At 59.9% G+C, this 16,520-nt stretch carries 17 protein-coding genes; 8 read left to right on the top strand and 9 right to left on the bottom strand.

The genetic code is table 11. The features are described 5' to 3' along the window. Positions 1 to 7: 7 nt before the first annotated feature. Positions 8 to 1,267 (bottom strand): class I SAM-dependent methyltransferase, encoded by a 1,260-nt coding sequence (locus tag H0484_RS00745; protein WP_226952518.1) that lies wholly within the window; start codon positions 1,265 to 1,267, stop codon positions 8 to 10. A gap of 449 nt (positions 1,268 to 1,716) precedes the next feature. Between H0484_RS00745 and rpmB the strand changes: the two genes are divergently transcribed. Continuing rightward, positions 1,717 to 1,953: a 50S ribosomal protein L28 gene (gene rpmB, locus H0484_RS00750; RefSeq protein ID WP_226952519.1), complete on the top strand. Its 237-nt coding sequence runs from the start codon at positions 1,717 to 1,719 to the stop codon at positions 1,951 to 1,953. A gap of 39 nt (positions 1,954 to 1,992) precedes the next feature. Next, a complete protein-coding gene (gene rpmG, locus H0484_RS00755; protein WP_226952520.1) occupies positions 1,993 to 2,160 on the top strand; it encodes a 50S ribosomal protein L33 in 168 nt (55 codons plus the stop codon). Between the two features lie 97 nt (positions 2,161 to 2,257). On the opposite strand, the gene H0484_RS00760 is transcribed toward rpmG, so the two are convergent. The 3 genes from H0484_RS00760 to H0484_RS00770 all read right to left on the bottom strand — a co-directional run bounded on the left by H0484_RS00760 (position 2,258) and on the right by H0484_RS00770 (position 5,861). Further along, positions 2,258 to 3,217, bottom strand: coding sequence for an alpha/beta hydrolase (locus H0484_RS00760; protein ID WP_226952521.1), 960 nt, complete (start codon positions 3,215 to 3,217; stop codon positions 2,258 to 2,260). A gap of 158 nt (positions 3,218 to 3,375) precedes the next feature. Beyond that, positions 3,376 to 4,632, bottom strand: coding sequence for an NADP-dependent isocitrate dehydrogenase (gene icd, locus H0484_RS00765; RefSeq protein WP_226952523.1), 1,257 nt, complete (start codon positions 4,630 to 4,632; stop codon positions 3,376 to 3,378). Positions 4,633 to 4,787: 155 nt separating this feature from the next. Then, complete coding sequence (locus H0484_RS00770; RefSeq protein WP_226952524.1) at positions 4,788 to 5,861, bottom strand: LysR family transcriptional regulator; 1,074 nt, start codon at positions 5,859 to 5,861, stop codon at positions 4,788 to 4,790. A 231-nt stretch (positions 5,862 to 6,092) separates the two neighbouring features. Here H0484_RS00770 and H0484_RS00775 point away from each other — a divergent pair, with 231 nt between their 5' ends. From H0484_RS00775 to H0484_RS00785, 3 genes are read left to right on the top strand one after another with little or no spacing between them, the layout of a single operon-like run. Continuing rightward, entirely contained in the window at positions 6,093 to 7,565 is a 1,473-nt protein-coding gene (locus H0484_RS00775; RefSeq protein WP_226952525.1) for an aldehyde dehydrogenase family protein, read from the top strand. An 8-nt stretch (positions 7,566 to 7,573) separates the two neighbouring features. Then, positions 7,574 to 9,184 (top strand): GMC family oxidoreductase, encoded by a 1,611-nt coding sequence (locus H0484_RS00780; RefSeq protein WP_226952528.1) that lies wholly within the window; start codon positions 7,574 to 7,576, stop codon positions 9,182 to 9,184. A 46-nt stretch (positions 9,185 to 9,230) separates the two neighbouring features. Then, the gene (locus tag H0484_RS00785) at positions 9,231 to 9,935 is read left to right on the top strand and encodes a class II aldolase/adducin family protein (protein ID WP_226952529.1); all 705 of its coding nucleotides are present in this window, start codon (positions 9,231 to 9,233) and stop codon (positions 9,933 to 9,935) included. 82 nt (positions 9,936 to 10,017) lie between these two features. Here the strand turns inward: H0484_RS00785 and H0484_RS00790 are convergent, their stop codons facing one another. From H0484_RS00790 to dctP, 3 genes are read right to left on the bottom strand one after another with little or no spacing between them, the layout of a single operon-like run. Next, positions 10,018 to 11,334: a TRAP transporter large permease gene (locus H0484_RS00790; RefSeq protein WP_226952530.1), complete on the bottom strand. Its 1,317-nt coding sequence runs from the start codon at positions 11,332 to 11,334 to the stop codon at positions 10,018 to 10,020. Next, positions 11,331 to 11,867, bottom strand: a complete 537-nt coding sequence (locus H0484_RS00795; RefSeq protein ID WP_226952531.1) for a TRAP transporter small permease — start codon at positions 11,865 to 11,867, stop codon at positions 11,331 to 11,333. The genes H0484_RS00790 and H0484_RS00795 overlap by 4 nt, the downstream gene beginning before the upstream one ends. Before the next feature lie 27 nt (positions 11,868 to 11,894). Beyond that, positions 11,895 to 12,866: a TRAP transporter substrate-binding protein DctP gene (dctP, locus tag H0484_RS00800; protein WP_226952533.1), complete on the bottom strand. Its 972-nt coding sequence runs from the start codon at positions 12,864 to 12,866 to the stop codon at positions 11,895 to 11,897. A gap of 190 nt (positions 12,867 to 13,056) precedes the next feature. Between dctP and H0484_RS00805 the strand changes: the two genes are divergently transcribed. Further along, on the top strand, positions 13,057 to 13,488 hold the full coding sequence (locus H0484_RS00805; protein ID WP_226952534.1) for a DUF1841 family protein: 432 nt from the start codon (positions 13,057 to 13,059) through the stop codon (positions 13,486 to 13,488). A 127-nt stretch (positions 13,489 to 13,615) separates the two neighbouring features. Here H0484_RS00805 and H0484_RS00810 read toward each other — a convergent pair whose 3' ends face one another. Next, positions 13,616 to 13,975, bottom strand: a complete 360-nt coding sequence (locus H0484_RS00810) for a c-type cytochrome (protein ID WP_226952535.1) — start codon at positions 13,973 to 13,975, stop codon at positions 13,616 to 13,618. A gap of 12 nt (positions 13,976 to 13,987) precedes the next feature. Further along, on the bottom strand, positions 13,988 to 14,344 hold the full coding sequence (locus tag H0484_RS00815; protein WP_226952536.1) for a c-type cytochrome: 357 nt from the start codon (positions 14,342 to 14,344) through the stop codon (positions 13,988 to 13,990). Positions 14,345 to 14,475: 131 nt separating this feature from the next. Here H0484_RS00815 and H0484_RS00820 point away from each other — a divergent pair, with 131 nt between their 5' ends. Together H0484_RS00820 and H0484_RS00825 are read left to right on the top strand one after the other, a co-directional pair. Further along, positions 14,476 to 15,339 carry an AAA family ATPase gene (locus H0484_RS00820; RefSeq protein WP_226952537.1) on the top strand — a complete coding sequence of 288 codons (864 nt, stop codon included), beginning with the start codon at positions 14,476 to 14,478 and terminating at the stop codon, positions 15,337 to 15,339. 3 nt (positions 15,340 to 15,342) lie between these two features. Continuing rightward, entirely contained in the window at positions 15,343 to 16,515 is a 1,173-nt protein-coding gene (locus H0484_RS00825; RefSeq protein ID WP_226952538.1) for a vWA domain-containing protein, read from the top strand. The last annotated feature ends 5 nt before the right edge of the window (positions 16,516 to 16,520 follow it).

Raw genomic sequence — 16,520 nt, forward strand, 5'->3', positions numbered from 1 at the left:
CACGCTTTTACTCTTTATAGATGTAAGAGCGGCGCCACGGGTAGGAAAGATCGGCTGGTTCATCCAGCTCGTCGCTACGGCCCCTGGTGGGCTTGTGTTGCAGCAGCACTTGATGAATGGCTATCCACGCGTTCTCGAAGCCCATGGCGCACCCCGCCAAGTAGATTCGATAGGCACGTAACGAGCGCTCGGCGTTATCACCTTTAAGGGTAGCCCTTGCCGCATCAAGCTGAGCCTCAAGAGCATCGCTCCAGGCCCAGAGGGTACGGGCATAATGCGGCCGCAAGTTTTCGACGTCCAGGTCTTCCAGGCCGGCATCGGCGATCTGTATAAGCTCGTTGCCGATGTGCGTGAGCTCACCGCCGGGGAAGATGTATTTTTCGATGAACTCGCCCATGCCTGCGCCGACCTCGGCGTTGTAAACGCCACCCGCAGTAATGCCGTGATTCAGTATCAGGCCCCCCGGACGCAGCAGTCGATTAAGCTTGGCGAAATAACCCTGCAGCTGTGCCCGGCCTACGTGTTCGAACATGCCCACCGACGCGATTTTGTCGTAGGGTTGAGTTTCATCGAGTTCGCGGTAATCCAGCAAGGTCATGCGCACTCGGCCAGACAGACCTTTCTCTTCAATAAGCCGATTTACGTGGGCGTGCTGGTTGCGCGACAAGGTGATGCCCGTGGCATCTACCCCGTAGTTCTCGGCCGCCCATAGCAAAAGCCCACCCCAACCCGCGCCGATATCGAGAAAGCGCTCTCCCTCGTGCAACCTGAGCTTGCGGCAGATGTGATCCAGCTTAGCTTCTTGGGCTTGCGATAAGGTGTAATCGGGTTGCGCATAGTAGGCGCAAGAATAGACTCGGCGCTCATCTAGCCATAACTTGTAAAAGTCGTCGGAGATATCGTAGTGAAACTGAATTTGCTTGGCGTCGCGTTCTTTCGAGTGACGCACTACCGAAATAACGTGGCGAACCATGCGGGTAAAGGCATTGCCCCTAGCCTCGTCCACCGGAGAACCCTCTAGTATGGACGAGGCTAACAGCATCAAATCACGCATTGGGCCTTCAAAGTCAAAACGCCCCTCGACGTAGTCTTCACCCAGCTTGCCGGTTTGGCCGTTGGCCAGGTTCAGCAGCGTGGCGTTATCGCGCACGATAAGTTTGATGCGCGGCGAGGGTGCGCCGGCTATTTCACCGTTGGGTAACTGCACCTGCACAGGCAAAGGCAAGCTTGCCAACTTCTTTTCTACCAAGGACAACACTGTACTCACATCCCACTCCCTAAAACCGTAGAAATTGAATACCCAGCTTGGGACGCCCGAAGGCGCGTCGCTCTTTTTGGCGAACCTTTTTGATTATGTCCCATTCAAAAATTTTTGACTACACGTCGCACAACATCCGGGGTCGTGCCAAAAACCTACAAACCCCTACCCCTCTTACAGAGCGTGGCCATAGCTGATTGCGTAAATTTGACCAAGGGTGGTAGAATAGTGAGCTTTGTAGCAGCACGCTTTAAGGCTCTAGCGCTTGCATGATGCATGCTTGAGCGCAGCAACTTAGGCAGCTGCAGTAAATTGGGCGGCAGTAATGCTATTTCCAGTCTTGAAAGACTTTGGGGTTTTGCCCTTAATAGGCTTTTAAGGCTTTCGAAAGCGTCTCTGCACTGAAAGACCGCCAGGCACTGCTGCACGGCAGGCTTTGAATAGACAAGGAAAACATCATGGCACGCGTATGCCAAGTCACCGGTAAAGGCCCCCGCACGGGCAACAACGTTTCGCACGCCAACAACAAGACCAAGCGCCGCTTTCTGCCTAACCTGCAGTCGCGCCGTTTCTGGGTCGAAAGCGAGAACCGCTGGGTTCGCCTGCGTGTTTCCACCCAAGCCCTGCGCACCATCGACAAGAACGGTATCGAATCCGTTCTGGCCGAACTGCGCGCCAGCGGCAAAGCCATTTAATCGAACGCAGCGCACAGCGCTCATTATCAGGAGTCCGTCATGGCAAAAGGCCTGCGCGAGAAAATCAAACTCGAATCCTCTGCTGGTACCGGTCACTTCTACACGACCACCAAAAACAAGCGTAATACCCCCGAAAAAATGGTCATGAAGAAATTCGACCCGGTGGCACGCAAGCACGTCGAGTACAAGGAAACCAAGCTGCGTTAATTTAACGCCAGCTGTTTGTTTCCCGCTTAAACCCCGCCTTGGCGGGGTTTTGCTGTTTGCCCAGCATAAGGCCGCCTCTTGGCGGCCTTTGTCATGCTTATTTCTCGGCAACTTGCTCTAAAGCTACAGCACCCACCACGCCGTAAGGGTCGGCCATGGTTTCGATGATTTCAAAGTGGTTGAAATCCTTACCCTCTAATATTTTTACTGGCTTGCCTGCCGCCTTAAGCGCCGCGGCAAAATCTTTGCTTTGCCTTATGAACTCGGGCGTTTCCTGGTCTCCGTAGACCAGCACAACTGGGGTCTTCAGTTGCTGCAAGTGCCTTTGCGGGCTGAGCGCTTCCTCGACTTGATCCGTGAAACGCACATAGCCACTTCGGGCCGACAGACGCGGCGCCTTCAAGTCGTACATGCCACTTACCAATACTGCGCCTTTGATGACATCATCCGGCAGCCCATACTTGGACCAATCTGTCGTCAGGACCACCCCCGCCAAATGGGCCCCTGATGAATGGCCGGACAAATAAAGACGGTTGGGATCGCCGCCCAAAGATTCCGCATTCTTGTACGCCCATTCCACTGCGCGACGGGTTTGCTCTGCCAAAGGCATGAGATCGCCATCGGTCTGTGTAACGTTAACGAAATCGGGGACAAAAAAGTGCACACCTTGACGAACAAAGGGCTCAGCCAGAAAAGCATAGTCCTTGGCTAAGCCGGAGCGCCAGGCACCACCGTGCAAGAACACATGCATGGGGCGCTTTTCTCCGGGCGCCAAGAACACGTCCATCCCTTCAACTTCAGTGTCGCCATAAGAGACTCGCTTAGGCTCACCCAGACGTTCACGTGCGCGTTCGCTACGTGTACCGTAGCGCTTCACTACCTGTTTGATGTTAGGCGCGTATTGAGCCTGATCGTAAGCCTTATCCAAACCCGCCTGATCGTAGTCCAGCCAAACTTTGGGAGCGGAAGCAGCCTGCTCCGCCGCTAAGGCTTGGCTTCCTTCACCCATAGTCACGCAAGCAACTGCCGCAACCGCAACCAACAACATCTTGTTCATGGCGAACCGGCGCCCAGTAAACATTCCCACCATTTTTATCTCCTGTTTTTAGCTTCATAGAAATCGAACAGCTCATGTCGACGTATGGACTGCTCTAAAAAAAACCCTGTTTACACATTAAACAGGGTTTTTAAGATGGCTAGGCAAGCACAGCGACGTTACATGTTTTCTATCATGGCTTGCCCAAAGCCCGAGCATGACACCTGGACAGCCCCTTCCATCAGGCGAGCAAAATCATAGGTAACATGTTTGGACTGAATGGTTTTTTCCATGCTGTCGATGATCAAGTCTGCGGCTTCGGCCCAGCCTATATGGCGCAGCATCATTTCAGCCGACAGAATTTCAGACCCCGGATTGACGTAATCTTTACCGGCGTACTTGGGCGCTGTGCCATGGGTAGCCTCAAACACCGCAATAGACTCTGAAAGATTGGCGCCGGGCGCAATGCCGATGCCACCTACTTGGGCCGCCAAGGCATCGGAAATATAGTCGCCATTCAGATTCAGCGTGGCAATTACCGAATACTCGGCCGGGCGCAGCAGAATCTGTTGCATAAAGGCATCGGCAAGCACATCTTTGACGATAATATCGCGACCCGTCTTGGGGTTTTTCAACTTGCACCAAGGGCCGCCATCCACCAGCTGGGCATCGAACTCTTCCAGCGCCGTCTCGAAACCCCAGTCACGAAAGCTACCTTCGGTGAATTTCATGATATTGCCCTTGTGCACCAAGGTCACGTTAGGCCGGTTGTGGTCGATGGCGTATTGAATCGCCTTACGCACCAGGCGTTGGGTGCCCTCTTTAGAAACCGGCTTGACGCCCAACCCCGAAGTTTCGGGAAAGCGGACGTTATCTATACCTAGTTGGGTGCGCAAAAAATCGATCAGCAACTTGGCTTTCTCGGAGCCCGCATCGAACTCGATACCCGCGTAGATGTCTTCAGAATTCTCGCGGAAAATGACCATATTGGTTTTCTCGGGGTCTTTTACGGGAGAAGGAACACCCTTGAAATACCGCACAGGGCGCAGGCATACGTATAAATCCAAGGCTTGGCGCAAGGTGACGTTAAGCGAACGGTGACCGCCGCCTATGGGCGTAGTAAGCGGCCCCTTGATAGAAACCACGTGCTCTTTAACGGCCTGAACCGTTTCGTCGGGTAACCAGTTGCCAGGCCCATAAAGCTTAACGGCCTTCTCACCCGCGTAAATTTCCATCCATTGGATTTTGCGCTGGTCGCCGTAAGCTTTAGCCACAGCCGCATCCACCACCTTGATCATGACTGGCGTGATGTCCCGCCCGGTGCCATCACCCTCTATAAAAGGGATAATGGGTTTGTCAGGCACGTTAAGCGAAAAATCGCCATTGACCGTGATCTTCTGGCCCGATGCGGGGACGTTGATGTGCTGGTATGACATGGGATGCTCCTGGTGTTCCGGAAAGAAGCGGGTTCGCCGGATTCTGGCTTATGGCGCCAGTCTTATAGAAGACTAAAAGTTTACCGCAAAACCCCCGCGGCAAAAGGGGCGGCAACCCCCGATGCCGCAAGCTTGGCGTGCGCCGAATCCCGCCGCTACGCCTGGCCGCCCGTATGCCGGAACCGCGACAGCCCGGCTGGGCGCGCCGACTCCAGAAACGTGCGCAAGGAAAGCTGGAACTGCGAAAAATCCTTGTCCTCGCGATACACCATGTACACGGGCAGGCTCAGATGGCAATCCAGCGCCTTGACCCACCGCATGTCGCCGCGCTGGAGATTCTCTTGCACTGCCGAGCGGGTGAAAAAACATACTCCCACATCCCTGCGCACGGCTTCTTTCTGCGCTTCCGGGTGCCCAAGATATAAAACGGTGCGACGCGACGTGACGCCGTTGGCCCGCAACTGCCCTTCCTCCAGTTGATACATGACCGTACTGTTGGAGGTGCTGATGAAAGGCAGGCGGCTCATTTGATGGCGATCGACGGTGTCGCCCACCCAGCGGCTGTCCGGAGCGCTCATCAACAGCAAGGGTTCGTCCCACAAGGGGTAGGCAGCCAAGCCCGAGGTGTCCTGATCGGGCGACACCAGCAATACCGCAAAGTCCGCCTCGCCCGACCTGACGACGTCCAAAGCCGCCTTGGGATTTGAAATAATGACTTCCACCAGCCCTTCGGGGTACTGCAACTGAAAATCGCAAACAACGGGCGGCAACAGGTAGGAGCCTATGCTCATGGACGACGCCACCACCGCACTGCCGACTTCCACATTGCCCATTCCCGCCAGGTCGCGTTCCAGTTCGCGGGTGCGGACGATGGTTTCCCTGGCCCAGCGAAATACCCGCTGGCCAGCCAGGGTCAGCGCAATGCCACGCCCTTCCCTGCACAGCAAAGGCGTGCCCAGTTTTTCTTCCAGGTTGCGCAAATGCGCCGTCACCACCGGCTGCGAAATGAACAACTGTTGCGCCGCCTGGCTGACGCTCTGCAGCTCGGCCACTTTGCAGAACACCTCGATCTTGCGCAAAGACAGTTGCGAATCGAGCCGGCGCATCAATACCGAATTGCCATCGCCGCCGAGACGGCTCCGGGATTCACCAGACGGCGTTTCGGCCCGCTTGGCGGGCGCTTGTTCTGCCGCCCCCATCCGTTCCGCTTTCTTTTTCGAACCAGACATATGTCTCTCCGTACCTTGGCGCCTACCGTTCATCGCGGCAAAAGACGCAAACATGCTACGCCGAAACCTCACGCAATCATATCCAAAAGGATATGCATTGAAGAAGAAATTTGTATTAGACGCTATATGGCCAGCCCGCCTAGTATTTCTCTCCATACCCCATACCGCCACCGGCCGGGCGCCGGCCAGATGCCGAACCCCGCACGGAACCCCAGGAAGGAGAATCCATTCATGCACGCCGATCAAATTCCAGCCGGCATTCTGCCCGCCCAGAACGCGCTGTACTATGGCGGCGCCTGGCACGCCCCCGCAGATGGGGAATTCGCCGACACCCTCAACCCCGCCTACAACGAAGCCATACGGCAAGCGCCCGTGGGGCGCACCGCCGACGTCGATGCGGCGGTGCAAGCGGCGCAGGCGGCATTCCCGGCCTGGGCCGCGCTGCCGCCCGCGGAACGCGCCCGCCCCTTGTATCAGGCGGCGGAAGTGCTGCGCAAACATGCGGACGAACTCGCCCTGCTCGATGCGCTGAACAACGGCAACCCCGTTTCCATCCTGGCCAAGGATGCTCACTTCGCGGCGGACGGCATCGCCTACTTCGCGGGCCTGGCGCGCGAGATCAAGGGCGAGACCATACCCATGGGGCCGGGCAACCTGAACTACACGGTGCGCGAGCCGCTGGGCGTCATCGCCCGCATCGTGGCCTACAACCATCCGCTGATGTTCGCCGCCTTGCGCATCGCGGCGCCCCTGGCCGCCGGCAACACCGTGGTGGTCAAGGCCCCCGACCAGGCGCCGCTGTCCACGCTGCGGCTGGCCGAACTCATCGGCCATCTGTTTCCGCCCGGCGTGGTCAACTTCCTGTGCGGCGGAGCCGAATGCGGCCAGGCCCTGACCACCCATCCCCTGGTGCGCAAGATCACGCTGATAGGCGGCGTTCCGACCGGCAAGGCCGTCATGCGCAGCGCGGCGGACAGCCTCAAGCCCGTGCTGCTGGAACTGGGCGGCAAGAATGCGCTGGTCGCCTACCCGGATGCGGACGTCGACAAGCTCGTGGAAGGCATCGTCGGCGGCATGAACTTCGCCTGGTCCGGCCAAAGCTGCGGCTCCACCAGCCGCGCCTTCCTGCACGAATCCCTGCATGACGAAGTGCTGGGGCGCGTGGCCGAGCTGGTCCAGCAGCGCCACAAGCCCGGCATACCCACCGACCCCGCCACGACCATGGGCTCGCTGGTAAGCGCCGCCCAACTGGAGAAGGTGCAGCGCTACGTCGCCTGGGCCCTGGAAGACGGCGCGCAACTGGTTACCGGCGGCAAGCAGCCGGACGACCCCGCGCTGAAAAACGGCTTCTTCCACGAGCCCACCGTGTTCGCAGGCGTCACGCCCGACATGCGCATCGCGCGCGAGGAAGTCTTCGGGCCCGTCCTCTCCGTTTTCAAATGGAGCGACGAGGAAGCGCTATGGCCCATCGTGAACGCGGTGGACTTCGGCCTGACCGGCTCGATCTGGACACGCGACCTGGCCACCGCACACCGCGCCGCCCAGCGCATGCATACCGGCTACATCTGGATCAACAACACCAGCCAGCACTTTCTGGGCGCGCCGTTCGGCGGCGTCAAGCAGTCCGGCATCGGACGCGAGGAATGCTTCGAGGAACTGCTGGAGTTCACCGCGCAAAAGAACGTCAACGTCAAGCTGGCATAAGCCTGGCCATGGAGTACGACTACATCATCGTCGGCGCGGGTTCGGCAGGCTGCACGCTTGCCTACCGCCTCGGCGCAGACCCGGACGTAAAGATTCTCGTGCTCGAAGCCGGGGGGGCCGACCGCTCTCCCGTCATACGCATTCCCCTTACCTGGGGGCTCATCCTGAAGCACCGCCTGTACGACTGGCAATACTTCACCGCCCCGGAGCCCAACCTGGACCAGCGCGAAATCGAATGCGCCCGGGGCAAGGTGGTGGGCGGCTGTTCCTCCATCAACGGCATGGCCTACGGCCGCGGCCTGCCCGAGGACTACGACGGGTGGGCGCGGGAGCTGGGCCTGCCGGGCTGGTCCTTCGACGACGTGCTGCCCTATTTCAAGCGCAGCGAATCGTGGGAAGACGGCGCCAGCGCGCTGCGCGGCGGCGACGGCCCGCTGACGGTCAACCGCCTGCGCTATGAAGACCCCTTGGTCGACGCCTTTCTGCATGCCGCCCAGTCGCGCGGCTATCCGCTCACGCCCGACTACAACGGCGCCCAGCCCGAAGGGTTCGGGCCCATGCAAACGACGATACGCCGCGGCAAGCGCTGGAGCGCGGCCTCGGCCTATCTGCGCCCGGCCGTCGCGCGCGGCAACGTCTCGGTGCTGACCGGCCAGCTGGCCGAGCGCATCCTGCTGGAGAACGGCCGCGCCGCCGGCGTCGTCGTTTCCAGCCGCAACGAGCGGCGCACGCTGCGCGCTAGGCGGGAAGTCATCGTGGCCGCCGGCGTCATCAATTCGCCGCAATTGCTCATGCTGTCCGGCATAGGCCCGGCGGACATGCTGGAAACCGCCGGCGTCAAGGTTCATACCCATTTGCCGGGCGTCGGAAGCAATCTGCACGATCATCTGGTATGCGACGTACGCTGGCAGCGCCAGTCGCCCGGCCCCATGCACCGCGCCATGCGTGTGGACCGTATCGCCATGGACGTGCTGGGCGCATGGATGTTCGGCCGAGGCCGCTCCTGCGCCATACCCGCCGCCGCCGTCGGCCTGGTGCGCAGCAGCCCCGAGCTGGCGCTGCCCGACGTGCAGATGATTCTTGCCGCCGCGCCCATGACCATGGGCCCTTATCTGTGGCCTTTCGTTCAGCCCTATCAGGACGCCTTCGGCCTCAAGGGTGTCTACCTGACTCCCGAAAGCCGTGGCCGCATCACACTCGTTTCCCCCGATGCCCGTGTGCCGGTGCGCATTGAACAGAACTTTCTCTCCACCGAAACAGATCGGCGCGCCATGCGCGAGATGGTCAGGCGCATGCGCGAAATCGGCGGGCAGGCCGAACTGGCGCCCTATGCCAGCACGGAGCTGGCCCCCGGAGCGCAGGCCGTGACGGATGCGGACATCGACACTTTCGTGCGCCGGACCGCCATCACGCTGCATCATCCGGTAGGCACCTGCAAGATGGGCCGCGAAGACGACCCCATGTCCGTGCTGGACGCGCGGATGCGCGTACGCGGCACCGAAGGGCTGCGCGTGGTGGACGGTTCGGCCGTCCCGCGCACCGTGCGCGCGGCCACCAACGGCCCCATCATCATGATGGCGGAAAAAGCCGCCGACATGATTCTCGGCGCCAAAGGCTGAAGCCGCGCCGAACCGCATTCTTTCACCCCTATCGCAGGAGAACGACATGGACCTCGACGTCCGTACCGAGCTGGCCACGGCCAACCACATCTTGTTCAACGAGGGCGTGCTGGACGGCTTCGGCCACGTCAGCGTACGGTGCCCCGGACGTCCCGAGCGCTTTTACATCGCACGCGCCATGGCGCCGGCCCTGGTCACCGCCGACGACATACTGGAAGTCGACCTGGACGGCCAGGTATACGACAACCAGAGGCGCCGTACCTATGTGGAGCGCTTCATCCACAGCGAAATCTATCGTGCCAGGCCCGACGTGCAGGCCATCGTCCACAGCCACTCGCCCACCGTCATCCCCTTCGGCGTCACCGGTACCCGGCTGCGCCCGGTTTGCCACATGAGCGGCTTTCTGGGCGGCAAAACGCCCATCTACGAAATCCAGGACTTCATCGGGGAACGCTCCAACCTGCTCGTCACCAACCAGCGCCTGGGCAAGGCGCTGGCCGACACGCTGGGACGCGAGAACGTCGCGCTGATGCGCGGCCACGGCAACGTCATCGTGGGCGTCTCCATCAAGCAGGCCGTTTACCGCGCCATCTACACCGAGGCCAACGCCAAGCTGCAAATGCAGGCCCAGGCGCTGGGCACGGTCAATTACCTGACGGACGAGGAATGCGAGGAAACCGCCGCCATGGCGGACCAACACCTGGAACGACCCTGGGCGCTATGGGTGAGGCGGGCCGGCGGCTCGGCCTGAGACGACAAGCCAAGCTGCACGCAAAGAGGCCGGGCCGCACATGGATGCGGCCCGGCCTCTTTGCGTTGGCTGAAGCTTGCGTCTACCCCATCAACCCCGGCAGGAAAGTCACCAGTCCCGGCAGCCCCACCAGCAAGGCGGTAATGAGCAGCGCGGCCGCGATGAACGGCACCGACGCCCGGATGACCTCGCCCAGCTTCGTCCCTGGCGGCGCGACCGCCACCAGCACGAACAAACCCATGCCGAAAGGCGGCGTCGTCAGGCTGATCTCCAGCATGAGCAGAATCAGAATGGCGAGCCAGATAGGATCGAAACCCAGGCTGGCGGCCAGCGGGAAGAAAATGGGCGTCACCAGCATGATGATGGAAACCGACTCCATGAGCATGCCCAGCACCAGCACGATCAGCAACATGCCGACGATGACCCACAGCGGGTGGATCTGTAGCGAGGTCGCCCAGGAGATCAGGCCGCCGGAGGCGCCCGACAAGGCCAGCATCTGGCTGAACGTGGAAGCGCCGACGATGATGAGAAACACCATCCCCGTCACCCGCACCGTACCCTGGATGGACTTACGCAGGCTCCGCCAGGTAAGCGCCCGGAAGGCGAACGCCAGTATCAGCACGCCCAGCACCCCGAACGCCGCGGCCTCCGACGGCGTGGCCACGCCCAGGATGATCAGGCCGACGACCATGAAGATGACGCCGCCCATGGGCAACACGTTGGTCAGGAACAGGCGCAGCTTCTGGCCGCCCGACAGCGCTTCGACGTCGTACTGGGGCGCAGATTCCGGCCGGCGCCAAATCGTAAAGAAAATGACGCAGATGTAGGCCGCCGCCAGCAGGAGGCCGGGCACGATGCCGGCGATGAGCAGGCGGCCTATGTCGACTTGCGCGATGCTGCCCAGCAGCACGCCCAGCGTCGAGGGCGGAATCATGATGGCCAGGCCGCCCGTGGCGATGATGGCGCCCATGGAGAGCACCGGCGCATACCGGCGGCGTGTCATTTCCGGCAATAGCGTGGAGCCCAGCATCGCCACGTTGGCGATGCTGGAGCCGGACAGCGCGGCGAACAGCGTGCCGCCGCCCACCGTCAAATAAGACAAGCGCCCCGGAATGCGGCCCAGGATCTTGTCGATGGCGTCGAACACGCGCAACGCTATGCCGGTATGGAAGAACAGCTCGCCCATTAGCAGGAACAAGGGCACCGGCGTCAGCGTGAACGTCGTTACCGACGTCGTGGCGTTGGCCACCAGTTGCATGATGGCGGCCTCGCCGCCTATGAATACCAAGGCGCCGATCAGGTTGGCGGCCAGGAAGGCGAACGCCACTGGAACGCGTATGCCCATCAGCAGCAGGATAGTGCCCACCAGCACCAGCCCGGCAAGATACCAGCTCATCATGGCGCCACCTGCTCGGTTACCGGCCTGTCGTACATGTCTTCGCGGCGCACCAGGAAACGCAGCAACTCCGTCGCGCAAAACACGAAGCCTACCGCCAGCACGGCGTACAGAAACCAGCGCGGCAAGATGATGGAGCGGATGTCGACCTCGCCGCGCGCTGCGGCATCCAAGGCCATCACCGCGGCGTACCAGGCCATGATGCCGCACACGGCGATGCTAAGCACGATGGCGACGATGCCCAGCAGCCGCTGACATCTCTTGCTTGCCACCGCTTCCAGCACGCCCACCCAGACGTGGCAGCGCTCGCGCACCAGCAGCGGCGCCGCTCCCATCGTCGCTATCAGCATCGCGTATTCCGTCAGCGTGCTGGTGGCCGCCGGCGTGGGCAGCCCCAGGTTGCGCAAGGTGACGTCGAAGACGATGGCGACGAAGGTTCCCACTATCACCACTCCCGCCAGGATCGCCATCCCGTAGATGAGGGCGTCATACCCTCGCGAGAGAACGGCCATCCCTGTCTGCTTGCCGTGCGCCATGGCTAGGCTCCTCTTGCTCGCGTCCGGTTATTCTTGGTACAGCTTGGCTTTCAGCGCTTCCACATTGCTGGGGTCGCGGCTGGCCAGGCGGTCCCAGACCAGGTCGTGGGCTATCTTGCGATGCAAGGCCGGGTTGCCGACCTCCACGGTCTGCACGCCGGCTTCCCTCAGTATCTTGTCTTCACGTTCGCGTATGGCGCCGAAGTCGCTTTGGGTGGCGCGCTCGTGCTCGACGGCGGCCTGCTCGATGATCTGCCTGGCCTGTTCAGGCAGGGCGTCCCACTTCTTGCCGTTCATCATGATGACCAGATCGAGCTGCCACACGGGCGGCGCCACCTGGTACTTCAGGAACTTGTGCACGCCGATATCGGTATAGCTGATCGCCGGCCAGCCCAGCCCGCGCACCACGCCGCGCTCCAGCGCCGTGAACATTTCCGCCGTCTGCAGCATCACGTTGTTGCCGCCCAGCTTCTCGAACCATTCCTTGTAAGCCGGCGTCGAGCGCATCTGCAGGCCGGTCAGGTCGAGCACGCCTTCGCTGGTCATCTTGGGCTTGTCCACGAGATAGACGTAGAACGGAATACCGCCGCTTTGCCAGCCTATGAATTGCGCATTGAGCTTCTTGCGCCAGATGTCGTTGAGCATCTTGGTCGCGCCGTTCTCGCGCGCCTGTACCGGGCCTGCCGTGGCGCCAAACAAGGCATCCGCCTCGGGCACGATGCCGTTGTAGTACGAGGCCGGCCCCATCTGCATGTCGAAAACGCCATTGCGCAGCGCGGTGTCCTGTTGCTGGGGCGGAATAACTTCGGGGCCGCCGACGAACTGAACCCGCACGACGCCTTCGCCCGCCTTGTTGACCCGCTCGATGAAGGTCTGGAACTGCTTGGTGAACTCCAGGTTCGAGGGAAAGGCCGAAATCGCCCGCAGCGTTACCGGCTCCGCGAACGCCGGCGCGCTAAGCACGGCATAGGCCGCGATGGCAAGAAATAGCTTGCGCATGATAGAACTCCTCCTGTAATGCCGGTTTAAAATACCGGCTTGGAGGAAATTCTAAACAGCGCACCTCATAATGAATAATATGTTTTTCGACCCCTTTTCATAGCCGATAGGCTATGAAAAACGAATAATGGGAAGGGACTGATGACGTAAAATCAAGGGGTCTTCTTGTTATCCGGGCACTTTCCCACCGATGTTCAATCCCTCAAAAGAGCAGGTTCGGCAGTTTTTCACCGAAGCGTGGCGCAAGCATCGCCACGGCCAGTCGCTGACGCCGCTGGAAGCGCAGGCGCTGGACTGGATGCTGCAGCACCCCGAATATCATGCAGACCTGGAGGACCCGGGCGCGGCGCAGGCCGAGTACGCCGTCGAGGGTGGGCGCACCAATCCGTTTTTGCATTTATCCATGCACCTGGCCATTACCGAGCAGCTTTCCATCGACCAGCCGCCCGGCATACGGGCGGCCCACGAACGGCTGCTGCGACGCACCGGCAACCCGCACGAAGCCGCGCATGAAATCATGGAATGCCTGGGCCAAGTCGTCTGGGAATCCCAGCGCCTGGGCAAGCCGTTCAGCAGCGAGCACTATCTGGATTTGCTGAACCGGCGCGCCACCTTGCTCTGAAGCCGGGCGGCACGAGAAGCCCCGCACCGGCCGCACGCGCGCAAAAGACGCGGCCCAGCGGCCGGGACGAGCATCCGCAAGCATGCCCATGGCGAAGCCGGGCACTCTTGCGGCATGCGGCGCCGTCTTAGCGGCGCACGCCCAGCGGAGACGGCAGGGAAGCCAGCCAGGCCGAGATGTTCGCGATGTCGGTGTCGGACAACTGCTGCGCCATGGCGCCCATCACGGCATTGACGCGCACATTGGCGCCGCTTACGCCCTCTTGGCCGCGCTTGTAGGCGCGCAGGGAATGAGCGATGTAGTCGGCGTGCTGTCCGGCCAGAACGGGGTAGCTGGGCAGGATGGACGTCTTGGCGTCTTCGCCATGACAGGTCATGCAAGTGTATTTTTCGAATGCGGCTTTTCCGGCGGCCAAGTCGGCTGCGTTGCCGGCAGGCGCCAACATAGAGCAGACCAAGGCGGCCATGGCAAGTGTCAGTTTTTTCATGTGGCCCCCGATTTATTTCAGATTCGAATAATAGGCAGCCAAATCAGCCATGTCTTGTGGAGACAGGTTTTGCGCGATGGCTTGCATGGTGGGGAATGAACGGGCACCACTGGCGTATTCCTGCAGGGCAACTACTATGTACTCTGCATTTTGGCCGGCAATTTTGGGCACATGCACGACCTCGGGGAATGCAGCCTTGTACGCGGGAATACCATGGCAACCTATGCACATGGAAATTTTGCCCTGAGCCGCCTTAGGGTCTCCAACCACGGCGGTATCCTGCGCACAGACCTGACCAGACATGGCAAACAACACCGTGGCGGCCAGAGCCGGCAACGCGCGCACTGCTGTTTTTGCTCGCAACGTCATAATAGCTCTTTTGGTGATAGTTGAACGCAATCGCCGGACGACAATCAAACTCCGACAGATCGTGGCGATTGTACGATAATTGCTGCGATCTTCTAATCATCGGTTTCCATACCAGTATACGGACTTACCAAATGACTGCTGCTTTACCTGCAACAAGATTCTCCGGCACCGACCGCTATGTCGCAACACCTGAACTCGAACTGGCAGTGAATGCAGCGTTGGCGCTGCAGCGCCCCTTGCTGATCAAAGGTGAACCCGGTACAGGCAAAACCCTGCTGGCCGAAGAGGTCGCCGCCGCCTTGGGCCGCCCCCTGCTGCAGTGGCACATTAAGTCCACGACCAAGGCCCACCAGGGCCTGTACGAGTACGACGCAGTATCGCGCCTGCGTGACTCTCAGTTAGGCGACGAAAAAGTTCGTGATATTAGCAACTACATAGTCAAAGGGGTGTTGTGGCAGGCCTTTGAGTCACCCGAGCCTGTGGTGGTATTGATAGATGAAATCGATAAAGCCGACATCGAGTTCCCCAACGACTTGTTACGCGAATTAGACCGTATGGAGTTCCATGTGTATGAAACGCGTGAAACCATACAGGCGCGTCATCGCCCGCTGATTATCATTACCTCCAACAACGAGAAAGACCTGCCCGACGCCTTTCTGCGCCGCTGCTTTTTTCACTATATTCGCTTCCCAGAACCCGACACCCTGCGCCAGATCGTCGATGTGCACTTTCCCAGCATACGCGAAGACCTGCTTGCGGCGGCGCTGGATACCTTCTTCGCCTTACGCGAAGCACCGGGCCTGAAGAAAAAACCTTCGACCTCTGAGTTTTTGGATTGGCTGCGCCTACTGCTGGGCGAATCAGTCAGCGCAGAAGACGTTCGCCAAGCGCAAGATCTGCCCATCATGGCAGGCGCATTGCTTAAAAACGAGCAAGACCTGAACTTGCTGCAGCGCCTTGCCTCGCTGACACGCGGCACTCAGCGCCGCTCGTGAACCATGCTGATCGATTTTTTTTATCATCTGCGTCGACACAAGTTACCGGTATCCATACCGGAGTACCTGACTCTGCTCGACGCCCTGCGCGCCAACGTCATGCCGCCCAGCCTGGACGAGTTCTATCACTTGTCTAAATTGGCCTTGGTAAAAGACGAAACCTTATACGATCGTTTCGACCAGGCATTCGGCAGCTTTTATCAACAATTAGAGGCCGCCCTACCCTCAGGGCCTGATATTCCTGAAGACTGGCTCCTGAAAACATTTCAGAAAAACCTGTCTCCGGAAGAAAAAGCCGCCATTGAAAAGCACGGTTGGCAAAAGCTGATGGAGCTCTTCAAGCAGCGCCTGGATGAACAGAAAGAACGCCACGCCGGTGGTAACAAATGGATAGGCACGGGGGGTACCTCGGCCTTCGGGCATGGCGGCTATCACCCCGAAGGCATTCGTATCGGCGGGCCTTCAGCCGGCAACCGCACCGCAGTGAAGGTGTGGGAGCAGCGCGAGTTCAAAGACTATGACGATCAGCAGTTGCTCGGGACGCGCAACTTCAAAATGGCTTTACGGCGCCTGCGACGTTTTGCCCGCGACGGCACCGAGCTTGAGCTCGATCTGGACGACACCATTGCCAGCACAGCTCGCAATGCCGGCATGCTCGACCTGCAAATGGTGCCCGAACGACGCAATTCGGTAAAAGTGCTGATGCTGCTAGACGTAGGGGGCAGCATGGACGACCACATCACCCGGGTTGAAGAGCTTTTCAGCGCCGCACGCAGCGAGTTCAGGCACCTAGAGGTGTATTACTTCCACAATTGCCCCTATGAAGGGGTCTGGCGTGATAATCGGCGACGCTACGACAACCGCCTGCCTACTCGCGACCTGATCCGCACGTATAACGAAGACTGGCGCCTGATTTTTGTGGGCGATGCCACCATGAGCCCCTACGAAATTCTGCATCCGGGTGGCTCGGTCGAGCACAATAACGTCGAATCCGGTGCCGTATGGATGCGCCGTTTGTTGGATCAATGGCCAAAATCCATATGGCTTAATCCCGAACCCGAAGGTTATTGGCCCTATCGGCAATCCATCAGTTTGATGCGCCAAATCATGCAAGACAGAATGTACGGTGTCACGACAGCCGGTATCGAACAAGGGATGCGTTGGTTGTCCAAGTAGTACTT

The organism is Mesopusillimonas faecipullorum, assembly GCF_020539505.1.
GTDB classification, from domain to species: Bacteria; Pseudomonadota; Gammaproteobacteria; order Burkholderiales; family Burkholderiaceae_B; genus Mesopusillimonas; species Mesopusillimonas faecipullorum.